Below are 10,728 nucleotides of genomic sequence, written 5' to 3'. Positions count from 1 at the left end.
CCTCGGGACATTTCGTAGTCGTCTGTGGATACGAACCCTCGACTCAAAGCGTCCGGATTGCCGACCCCCTGCTACCCAATCCCATGGCTGATGGACAATACTACACCGTGGGCATGAACCGGCTCATCGGCGCCATCTACCTCGGCGTGCTCACCTACGATGCCAACTTCCTCGTGGTCGAGCCGCGGGAGCGTACCCGCTAGTCAGGCTGATGAGAAATTACAGCCCAGCCTGCCGAGCGGTGGCCAAAACTTCTGCCGCGAGATCGGCGCGAAGCGCCGCAAAGGCCGAGCCGTGGCGGCTCGATCGATTTGCGGGTCCCGCCACGGCACTGAGCAGTAGATAAATCACAACGGCGCCAACTTGCCCACTCTCGTCGTCGTCAATAATCCAAAGCTGTGGCCATTCCACATCCCCGGGGTCGAAGTGGTGTCTGCCCGCGCTTATCTGACGGGACCGGAGTTCGGCGAGATGAAGGGGGTCAAGCTCTTCAACCTCTGCCGATCCTATCGTTATCAGAGCACGGGATACTACGTCACCCTGCTGGCCGCCGCCCGAGGTCACCGACCGCTTCCTACCATCGCGACCTTCCAGGATCTGCGCTCGCCCACGATGGCTCGGGTCGTTTCCGAAGATCTCGATGATCTGATTCAGCGGAGCCTCGCCCGGATCCAATCGAAGGAGTTCGTTATCAGCGTCTACTTCGGTCGCAACCTCGCCAAGCGCTACGACAGGTTGAGCCACGAGCTCTTCAACCTCTTCCAGGCGCCCCTTCTCCGAGCTCGTTTCGTCTATATGGAGAAGTGGCATTTGAAATATATCGCTCCGGTGAGCATGGGCGACGTTCCCGAATCCCACCGCAGCTTCCTCCTCCAGGTCGCCCAGGGGTACTTCGGAGGCCGCGGACCCCGGGTCCGGAAGCGGCGACCCGCGAAGTACGATCTCGCCATCCTCGTGAACCCCGAAGAAAAGCTACCCCCGTCGGACCCGATTGCGATTCGCCGTTTTGCAAAAGCGGCGGAAGAGGTGGGCCTCGCCACCGAAGTGATCGGGCCCGACGACTATGGCAGGCTCGCGGAGTTCGATGCCCTGTTCATTCGAGAGACGACATCGGTGAATCACCACACGTACCGCTTTGCTCGTCGGGCCGCGTTCGAGGGCCTCGTGGTCATCGACGATCCCGAGTCGATCGTGAAGTGCTCGAACAAGGTCTTCCTCGCCGAGCTACTGAAACGCCACGAAATCCCGACTCCGCCCACTCTCGTCGTTCATCGAGGCAACGTGGAATCGATACCGGCCGAGCTCGGCCTTCCCATCGTCCTCAAGAAACCGGATAGCTCGTTCTCCCACGGCGTGGTGAAGGTGGAGACCGAAGACGAGCTCGATGCCGCCGTCGAGAGCTTCTTCGACGAGTCCGACCTCATCGTCGCCCAGCAATTCGTGCCGACGGAGTTCGATTGGCGGATCGGTGTTTTGAACCGCAGGCCGCTGTTCGCCTGCAAGTATTTCATGGCCAAGAAGCACTGGCAGATCTACAAACACGAAGGAACGGGCAAGAGCAAGGCTGGACCCTGGGAAACCCTCCCGGTCGAGCTGGCACCGCGCAAGGTCGTGCGGGTGGCGGAAAAAGCCGCCGGGCTCATTGGCGATGGGTTTTACGGGGTGGACGCCAAAGAGATCGGAGACGAATGCCTCGTCATGGAAGTGAACGACAACCCGAGCGTCGAATCCGGAGTCGAGGATCAGGTGCTCCGCGACGAGCTCTACCGCAGGGTCGCCGGAATGTTCCTCGCCCGTATCGAGCACAAGAAATCCGAGGCTAGCCGGCCATGAGCCGCAACGATCCCCTCCGCCTATTCGAAGGCTATGGGGTGGAGCTCGAGTACATCCTCGTCCGCTCCGAGGATCTGGCAGTGGCCCCGATTTCGGACCTGGTTCTGCGAGGGATCGCGGGTGAGACGGTCTGCGAAGTCGAAGTCGACACCATCTCCTGGTCGAACGAGCTGGTGATGCACCTCGTCGAGCTCAAGAATACCCACCCCAGCTCGACGCTCGCCGAGCTCGGCCCTTTGTTCGCCGAGCACGTACGGAGAATGAATCGATTCCTCGAGCCGATGAACGCCCAGCTGATGCCGAGCGGGGCCCATCCCTTCATGAATCCTCGGGAGGAGACTCGCCTGTGGCCCCACGAGGGATCCGAGATCTACCAGGCGTTCGACCGCGTCTTCGACTGCCGCCGACATGGATGGGCCAATCTCCAGAGCGTCCAGCTCAACTTGTCCTTCGGGGACGACGAGGAGTTCGGCCGGCTCCATGCGGCGATTCGGCTGCTGCTTCCGGTGATGGCCGGGCTCGCGGCGAGCACGCCGGTCTTGGAGGGGGAGTTGACAGGACTGCTCGACACCCGCCTCGAGGTCTACCGAACCAACTCCGAAGCCATTCCCTCGGTCGCCGGCCGGGTCGTTCCCGAGCCGGTTTTTACCCGCAGCGAGTACGAGAAGGAGATCTTCGAGCCGATTTATCGCGACATCGAGTCTCACGATCCCGCGGGCACGTTACGTCATCCATGGCTCAACGCTCGCGGCGCCATCGCGCAGTTTCCCCGTGACGCCATCGAGATCCGCGTGCTCGACATGCAGGAGTGCCCTCAGGCCGACGTTGCCGTCTGCTGCGCGGTCGCGGCGGCGGTGAAGGCGATCGTGGCGGAGAGGTGGACCGACTACGCCGACCAGCGGAGCTGGAAGGTCGATCCCCTGGTCGAGATTTTTCGCGCAACGCTCCGCGACGCGGAACGTACGGTGCTGCGAGACCGCAATTACCTGGAGAGCTTCGGATTTCCCGGCAAGGATGCGACGGTCCAAGAGCTCTGGATTCACCTGATCGAGGAGATTTCCGGCACGTTCGCCGGACTCGAAGCCGAGCACCTCCGCATCATTCTCGAGCGTGGACCCCTGGCGCGCCGAATGCTTTTAGCCCTGGGCACTCGCCCGCACCGTCGAGACATCGAGGAGGTGTTCCGAGCCCTCTGCCGGTGTCTCGAGACTGGTGATTCCTTTACCGAGCCATGATCCGTCTCCTGGTGACCTGCGAGCATGGGGGAAACCGTGTCCCGCGCGGCTTCGAGGCGCTGTTCCGCGGAGCAGGACACGTCCTCAGAAGTCATCGAGGCTACGACCGCGGGGCCATCGAGACTGCAAAATTTCTCGCCCGACGGCTTGGGGCCGAGCTACGTGCGACGTCGGTCACGCGGCTACTCGTGGACACGAACCGCTCGGAGGACCATCCGAGTCTCTTTTCCGAGATCACGGGCCCTCTGGACGCCGAACTGAGGGAGAAGCTCTTGGATCGCTTCTACCGCCCGCACCGAAACGCCGTGGAAACATCGATCAAGGGGTGGATCGACTCCGGGTACACGGTAGTGCACGTCGCTTCGCACAGCTTCACTCCCGTTCTCGAGGGAAAGGTACGCCACGCCGACGTCTCCTGGCTCTACGATCCCCAGCGTCGCGAGGAGCGGGAGTTCGTTCATCGCTGGAGGGCCGCGCTTCGAACGCTTCGCCCCGATCTCAGGCTGCGTCGAAACTATCCCTACCGAGGGTCTGCCGACGGTTTGACGACCCACCTAAGGCGGGCCGTCCCCGAATCGAGTTATATCGGAATCGAGCTCGAGGTGAATCAGCGGCTCGCGGCGGGGACCCTCCGTCACGTGCTTGCTGAATCGCTCGGCGACACGCTCGGTACGCGGGCCGCGACGCGACGATAGCGGCTCGTTCTTCGCATCGGTAACCGGCGGCACGACCTGGCATCCAAACCGATGAGGTGACTATGAGGACGATGGTGCTCGGTTTTGTGTTCGCAGGTTTGGCAGCCTTTTCGAGGGTGACACCTGCCTCCGATGATGCCCTTTTGATGGACAAGAAAGTCCTGACGCTCGCTGCGGCGCGGAAGATCATCTCGGCGGCGGAGTCCGAGGCTAGAGAGAGAGGTGTCGGTGTCGTGACGGTGGTAGTCGACGACGCCGGCAATATAATTCAGCTATCTCGAATGGATACCGCCCAGGTCGCGAGCGTAGAGGTCGGCATCGGTAAAGCTCGTACCGCAGCCATCTTCCGGAGACCGAGTCGGGTTTTCGAGGAGCAGATCGCACAAGGCCGAGTAGCGGCACTCGCTCTGACCGGGGCGACAGCGCTTCAGGGCGGAGTGCCGGTACTCGTCGACGGGAAGGTCGTCGGCGCCGTCGGCGTCAGCGGCGACACGCCATCGGTGGACGAGGCGATCGCCATCGCCGGCGCGAGCGCCCTGCAGTGAATTCTTCGGGGCAAGCTTCGCCCGGAGCACGAGCGAGACGTTCGGCGGCCTCGATGGAGCCTCGAGTACAATCCGGTCATGAGCGAAGCGCCCGCCCATCCGTCGAAGGCCGACCTGGAGCGCTACCGAAACAACTACCTCAACGAGATGGATGGCGCGGCCCTCTACCGCGCGCTCGCGCGTGAAGAGGACGACGAGAAGCGTAGGCGCGTTCTCGAACGGCTCGCCGAAGCCGAGGAGCGCCACGCGAGACGATGGGCAGAGCTTCTCCGAAGCTCTGGCGTCGCGCCGCCGACGCACAGTCTCGGAGCGCGAACCCGTATCCTGTCCTCTCTCGCTCGCCTCGTAGGCGCCAAACGCGTTCTTCCCGTCGTCATGGGGCTCGAAGCAAAAGACGAGGAGCACTACGCGACACAGCCGGAGGCGAGCGGGCTTTCCGCAGAGGAGCGCGGCCACCGGCGGGTCGTCGGGGCGCTCGCCGCACGCCCGGTCTCGATTGACAGCATTCTTGAGCGAGAGCGCTGGCATCGAAGAGGAGCAGGGGGAAGTCTTCGGGCCGCGGTGTTCGGGGTGAGCGATGGTCTGGTCTCGAATTTCAGTCTGGTGATGGGCGTCGCCGGGGCTTCGGTGGCTCCGGAGCTCGTTCTCCTGAGCGGTATTGCCGGTCTTCTCGCGGGAGCTTTCTCGATGGCGGCGGGTGAATGGGTCTCGGTGAAGGCTCAGAGTGAAATGCTCGAAAAGCAGCTCCAGCTGGAAAAAGAGGAGCTCGAGATGAGCCCCGAAGAAGAGCGTGAAGAGCTCGCGCTCATCTATCAAGCCAAGGGGATCCCGGAGGAGGAAGCAACGGCCCTTGCGTCCCGGCTCCTGAGCGACTCCCGGACCGCGCTCGATACTCTGGCTCGCGAGGAGCTCGGTCTCGATCCGGATGAGCTCGGTGCCCCCTGGGGGGCAGCCGGAAGCTCGTTCGCCGCTTTCTCGGTGGGCGCCGTCGTTCCCCTCGCGCCCTTTTTCTTCGCCCAGGAGCTCGGCGGCGCGGTCGTGGTTAGCGCCGCTCTCAGCGCTTCGGCACTGTTCCTCGTCGGAGCAGCCCTCTCGGTCTTCACCTCACGGGGCGCCCTGGTTAGCGGGGCGCGCATGCTCCTCATTGGATGCGCCGCCGCCATGGTCACTTACGCGGTGGGGAGTTGGCTTGGCGTCGAAGTTTCTGGCTAGCGAGGCGCGTTCACCCCTACCGAAGACAGTCGCGGGACCTGTATTCGATCGAGCCGCCACGGCTCGGGCTGCTTACGGCGCGGCAAGCGCGCCGGGCTCGCTCCGCTCGCGCAGGCTAGAGCGTACTTTTTCTCAGCCTGCTAGTGAAGACTGTCCGAGAAATACCTGCCGGTCTCCGCATCAAGCGCTGTCCGAGCTTTTTGGCCGCGTTCTCGGCGGGCAGGTCTCGAAGCGATATCCAAGAGCGTTCTTCACCTCGTCGAAACGAGCGAGGAGGCGCTCGTGCTTGTCGGCACCGAGGTTCACGATGGCATAGCGCGCGCTCTTCCCATCCTCGATGCTCTCGAAATCGTCGAGCGCGTCCCCGGTAGCACATTCCGACCAGACGAGGGTCTTTTCGAACTTCGACTCCGCCGCCGCGATCTCGTCGGCGGACGGTGCGTGGACGACACGGGAAGGCTCGAATATCCGGAGCGGAAAGCTAGCCGCGACCCGATAAGCCCCTTCGAGCTGGGGCACCGAAGGACTCTGCCCCGATGCAAGCAGGAGGGCGATCTCGTAGGAGTTGACCCCATCTACTTTTTCGTAGAGATCGGCGAACTGCCCGCACATCCGTGGGTTCACCTCGACAATCGACACTCGATCCCGCTCCGCGTGGTACATGAACTCCACGTTGAACAGGGTATTCACCAGCCCGAGCCGTTCGATGACCGACTCCGCCACCTCCCACATCCGTTCCTGAACCCGTCGCGGAAGGTTCGTCGGATATTCGAAACGCACGAAGCTCTTGGTCTTGGGGTGGCGTACCGAATCCACGATCCCCAGCCTCACCACCCCCCTGGAGCCAACGAATCCTTCGAGCGTGACCTGCTTTCCCTTCAGAAGCTCCTCGGCAATGAAGTAGCTTCCATTGATCTCGAAATCCGTCAGCTCGGAAACGAGGCGATTGAAGATGAACACGTAGTCCGAGAGAAACTCGATCACCGCGGGCCGCGCCAGAAAAGCCTCGAGCTCGGAGGCGTCGTCGATCTTCTTCGACATCACCGAGAAAGCTCCCTTTACCGGTTTGAGAAAGCACGGAAAGCCAATCCCCGGAGGTTCGCCTTCGGGAAGCGCGGGGTCGACGAGGGCGAACCAGGGGGTTGCCGTGGGAGCGGCCTCGCGCTGAACGATTCGAGAGTAGTACTTGTGGGAGGCGCGGATTACATCCGCGGGTCGAGGGCCGGGAAGCCCGAGTCCGGTCGCGATCGCTGCGGCGGCGGTGGCACCGGGATAGTCGCTCGAGCTGAATACTCCGCGGATCCTCGTCCTTTTCTCTTCGACGGTCCGACGGATGAACCCGGGCACGTCGAAATCCCAGCTGCATTCCTCGTCAGAAGGCTGGGCGAACTCCACTTCGTAACGAGATTCCCAGGATTCACGACAGGCCGCGAGCTGGCGAACGTCCCACTCCGTGGGAAAGGCGACGAGAACTCTCTTCTTAGATTCCACGAGCTACTAGAATAATCGGGCGCAATGCGAATCGTAACCTCTTTTCCACGACCCGTCAGGGTGATCGAGAACACCTGGATCCCTCTCTCCGACGGAACGCATCTCGCGGCTCGCCTGTGGCTTCCCGAGGATGCCGAGGCGCGCCCGGTTCCCGCCATCCTCGAGTACATTCCCTATCGCAAGAGAGATCGGACGCGCGAGCGGGACGAACCGATGCATCATTATTTCGCCGGGCATGGGTACGCTTCCGTCCGGGTCGACCTGCGCGGGACGGGCGACTCACAGGGCATTCTCCTCGACGAATACCACAGACAGGAGATCGAAGACGCCCTGGACGTCATGAGATTTCTGGCGGAGCAGTCCTGGTGCACGGGGAATATCGGCATGATGGGCAAGTCCTGGGGCGGGTTCAATGCTCTCCAGGTCGCCGCGCGCCGCCCTCCCGAGCTCGGCGCTATCCTCACCGTCTGCGCCTCGGATGACCGTTACGCCGATGACGCGCATTACATGGGAGGGTGTCTTCTCAACGAGAACCTCGTCTGGGGCTCGGCGCTGTTCACCCTCGCCGCCCTTCCCCCCGATCCCGAGATCGTGGGTGCGGAGTGGAAAGAGCTGTGGAGAAAACGACTCGAAGGGCTGGCTCCGTTTGCCGAGAGGTGGCTTCTCCACCCACACCGAGACGCCTACTGGGAGCACGGTTCCGTGTGCGAGGACTATGGCGCCATCAGCTGCCCGGTCTACGCCGTGGGGGGTTGGGCCGACGCCTACACGAACGCCATCCCCCGCTTGATGGAGGGCCTCTCGAGCCCACGCAAGGGCCTCGTGGGTCCGTGGGCTCACGTCTATCCGCACAACGGCGTTCCCGGACGGCCGATCGGGTTCTTGCAGGAAGCTCTTCGCTGGTGGGACCGGTGGTTGAAGGCGATCGATACCGGCATCATGGACGAGCCGATCTATCGCGTTTGGATGCCGGGAAACGAGATCCGGCCCGGTCGCTGGATCGCCGAATCGGTTTGGCCGTCGACGAACATCGAGCCAGCGCGGTTCCGTTTCGATGAAGAGCGGATCATCACCTCGCAGCATGTCGCCGGAAGCGCCTCGGGGAGCTGGTGCGCGTTCGGAGCCGAAGGGGAGTTTCCAACCGATCAGCGACCCGACGACGATATCTCAGCGGTCTTCGATCTGCCTCCCCTTCGGGAAACGGTCGAGATCCTGGGCGCTCCCACGGTGCGTTTACGGCTGAGAAGCGACCGGCCCGTGGCCATGTTGGCCGCCCGGCTCAATGACGTTTCACCCGATGGCTCATCTCGACGGGTGACCTACGGCCTTCTCAATCTCACCCACCACGCCAGTCACCAGAATCCCACGCCTCTCGCTCCAGGAAAGTGCTACGATGTCGAGCTTCGTCTCAACCACGTCGCCCATTCCTTCGCCCCGGGTCACAAGGCTCGACTCGCACTCTCCACGACCTATTGGCCGATCGCATGGCCATCGCCCGCGCCCGTTACTCTCGTGATTCAGCAGGTCGATATCGAGCTACCGATCCGTCGCTTCGTTTCTTCCGACGAGGCCCTCGCCGCGTTCGAGCTACCGGAGAGCGCTCCCGAAGCGCAAACCACGGATCTCGATCCCGAGATTACCGTCAAAAGCGTCGAGCGGGACGCCGAGACGGGAGAAATACGGTACACATTGACGACGGCTCTGACCTCGGAGCGCCGGCCCGCACTCACGAGGGTCGACGCCACGCGAGTCGAGCACGGCCACTCAATCATCGAGCGATTCCGGATCGTGGATGGCGACCCTCTTTCCGCAGCGGCGGAAGTCTCGCACCACGCGGTTCTGAGGCGTGAGGATTGGAACATACGCGTCGAGACGCGGCACCGGCTGACGAGCGACGAGCGTCATTTTTTCGTCGAGGCCGAGATCGAGGCCCTCGAGGACGAACGGCAAATGTTTGCCCGGAAGTGGAAACGAAAGATCCAGCGAAAGCTCGTGTGAAGCGTCCGGCGACGGGACAGGTCCTCGCTCGAGCGAGCCCTCGCTTCTATAATGATCGCCATGGGTTCTTCAGTCTGGCAGGTATTGCGTGAAGGGAGCCGGTTCTTCATGAAGGAGGGAGACGTCTACGAAACGCTCAGGGCACTCGTAAGTCGCCTGAACCAGGAAGGACTCGACTACGCCGTCATCGGCGCCATGGCTTTGGCAGCGCACGGCTACCGCCGATTCACGGAAGACGTCGACATCTTGCTGACACCGGAAGCTCTGGTGAAGTTTCGGGAAAGGCTTCTTGGGCTCGGCTACCTCCCGGCTTTTTCGGGAGCGAAGAAAACCTTCAAAGACACCCGCACCGGCGTCAAGATCGAGGTCATGACCACCGGCGAGTATCCGGGCGATGGAAAACCCAAGCCGGTCGTCTTCCCTCACCCCGTCTCAGCGCGCATCGATAAGGAGAGCTTGTGGGTCATCAAGCTCGAGGAACTGATCGAGCTCAAGCTGGCGTCAGGCCTCTCGGCGCCACATCGCCTCAAGGATCTCGCGGACGTTCAGGAGCTGATTCTCCATCTGCGGCTGCCTTTGGAGCTCTCGAAACGACTCCACGATAGCGTTCGGTCGGAGTACGAACGGCTCTGGCAGGGAGCGCAGCAGGCACCCTCGGACTCCCGATAGATCTTCGGTTGCGAGATCATCACGCGCGCTCGATCAGGTGGGCGAACAATCCCCATGCCGAAGGCCCCATGGACTCCGGGTGAAACTGCACCCCCATGAGGCGGCCGTCTCCGCTTTCGATCCCTTCGACGACACCGTCGGGCGCCCTCGCCGAGATGCGGAAGTTGGAGCCCACGTGACGAACGGCCTGAAAGTGACGGCTGTTCACCAGGAGCTCGGTTTTGCCGATGAGATCGAATAGGACGCTCTCCCGGTCGATGGCGATGGGATGCTCCGAGGCGCCGCGCTTTTCGCTGTGGACGAGAGCACCCTCGAGCTCTCGCTCGACATCGGCATAGAGGGTGCCTCCGAATAGGGTGTTCAGCAGCTGCATTCCGTAGCAGATTCCCAGAACGGGTTTGTTCGCCGCGATGAAGGCTCGCGCAATCGCCTCGTCGAAGCGCAGGCGCCCAGGCGGCGTCTCCGGGAGTCCTGCCGGAAGCGCGCCATCGGTGCCTCTCGTTATGCCCGGTCCACCGGGAATGACGAGTCCATCCAGACGTTTCGCCAGATCCAAGGCACCGGCGGCGTCCTCGAGCACGGGAAGCAACACCGGAAGCCCACCGGCTCGCACGACGGCGTCGGCATAGGCACGGCGCTGTCGTTGGACGCCGTTCGAAAAAGATGTACCGATACCGATGAGAGGGGACGTCACGTTCTCGAAGTGATCGCGGCTACGCCTCGACCTCGAGCCCGGTGGGACAAGAGACCCCCGTCCCGCCGAGACCGCAGTAACCTCCGGGATTCTTGGCGAGATACTGCTGGTGGTACTCCTCGGCATAGTAGAAGGTCGGAGCGTCGAGGATCTCGGTCGTGATCGGGCCATAGCCGGCCTCGCCGAGCTTGTTCTGATAAGCGGCACGCGACTTCTCGGCGGCCTTTCTCTGTTCATTCGAGAACGAGTAGATCCCGGAGCGGTACTGGGTGCCGACGTCGTTTCCCTGACGCATTCCCTGGGTGGGATCGTGACCCTCCCAGAAGACCTTCAGGAGAGACTCGTAGGGGACGACC

The 10,728-nt window shown here is 62.6% G+C and carries 11 protein-coding genes; 8 read left to right on the top strand and 3 right to left on the bottom strand.

The window, feature by feature from the left end; all coding sequences use genetic code 11:
• The 6 genes from VEK15_10160 to VEK15_10135 form a co-directional block, all read left to right on the top strand.
• Window positions 1–203 (top strand): peptidase-C39 like family protein (locus VEK15_10160; GenBank protein HXV61046.1); only part of this gene is annotated, 203 nt, incomplete at its 5' end.
• A 160-nt stretch (window positions 204–363) separates the two neighbouring features.
• Window positions 364–1,833: a RimK family protein gene (locus VEK15_10155; protein ID HXV61045.1), complete on the top strand. Its 1,470-nt coding sequence runs from the start codon at window positions 364–366 to the stop codon at window positions 1,831–1,833.
• The gene (locus VEK15_10150) at window positions 1,830–3,068 is read left to right on the top strand and encodes a glutamate-cysteine ligase family protein (GenBank protein ID HXV61044.1); all 1,239 of its coding nucleotides are present in this window, start codon (window positions 1,830–1,832) and stop codon (window positions 3,066–3,068) included. The genes VEK15_10155 and VEK15_10150 overlap by 4 nt, the downstream gene beginning before the upstream one ends.
• Window positions 3,065–3,763 (top strand): N-formylglutamate amidohydrolase, encoded by a 699-nt coding sequence (locus VEK15_10145; GenBank protein HXV61043.1) that lies wholly within the window; start codon window positions 3,065–3,067, stop codon window positions 3,761–3,763. Before VEK15_10150 ends, VEK15_10145 begins: the two co-directional genes overlap by 4 nt.
• Window positions 3,764–3,909: 146 nt before the next feature.
• On the top strand, window positions 3,910–4,308 hold the full coding sequence (locus VEK15_10140) for a heme-binding protein (protein ID HXV61042.1): 399 nt from the start codon (window positions 3,910–3,912) through the stop codon (window positions 4,306–4,308).
• A 78-nt stretch (window positions 4,309–4,386) separates the two neighbouring features.
• A complete protein-coding gene (locus tag VEK15_10135; GenBank protein ID HXV61041.1) occupies window positions 4,387–5,520 on the top strand; it encodes a VIT1/CCC1 family protein in 1,134 nt (377 codons plus the stop codon).
• A gap of 180 nt (window positions 5,521–5,700) precedes the next feature.
• On the opposite strand, the gene VEK15_10130 is transcribed toward VEK15_10135, so the two are convergent.
• Window positions 5,701–7,011 carry an ATP-grasp domain-containing protein gene (locus tag VEK15_10130; GenBank protein ID HXV61040.1) on the bottom strand — a complete coding sequence of 437 codons (1,311 nt, stop codon included), beginning with the start codon at window positions 7,009–7,011 and terminating at the stop codon, window positions 5,701–5,703.
• A gap of 24 nt (window positions 7,012–7,035) precedes the next feature.
• Here VEK15_10130 and VEK15_10125 point away from each other — a divergent pair, with 24 nt between their 5' ends.
• Together VEK15_10125 and VEK15_10120 are read left to right on the top strand one after the other, a co-directional pair.
• The gene (locus VEK15_10125; protein HXV61039.1) at window positions 7,036–9,009 is read left to right on the top strand and encodes a CocE/NonD family hydrolase; all 1,974 of its coding nucleotides are present in this window, start codon (window positions 7,036–7,038) and stop codon (window positions 9,007–9,009) included.
• Window positions 9,010–9,069: 60 nt separating this feature from the next.
• On the top strand, window positions 9,070–9,678 hold the full coding sequence (locus tag VEK15_10120; GenBank protein ID HXV61038.1) for a hypothetical protein: 609 nt from the start codon (window positions 9,070–9,072) through the stop codon (window positions 9,676–9,678).
• Window positions 9,679–9,697: 19 nt separating this feature from the next.
• Here VEK15_10120 and VEK15_10115 read toward each other — a convergent pair whose 3' ends face one another.
• Together VEK15_10115 and msrA are read right to left on the bottom strand one after the other, a co-directional pair.
• Window positions 9,698–10,372, bottom strand: coding sequence for a gamma-glutamyl-gamma-aminobutyrate hydrolase family protein (locus VEK15_10115; GenBank protein ID HXV61037.1), 675 nt, complete (start codon window positions 10,370–10,372; stop codon window positions 9,698–9,700).
• 19 nt (window positions 10,373–10,391) lie between these two features.
• Window positions 10,392–10,728: peptide-methionine (S)-S-oxide reductase MsrA (gene msrA / locus VEK15_10110; GenBank protein ID HXV61036.1), on the bottom strand; the 337-nt coding region annotated here is incomplete at its 5' end.

This window comes from Vicinamibacteria bacterium (genome assembly GCA_035620555.1).
GTDB lineage: Bacteria > Acidobacteriota > Vicinamibacteria > Marinacidobacterales > SMYC01 > DASPGQ01.
The sequence above is the reverse complement of the archived record's forward strand: the minus strand, read 5'-3'. Positions and strand labels throughout refer to the sequence as shown.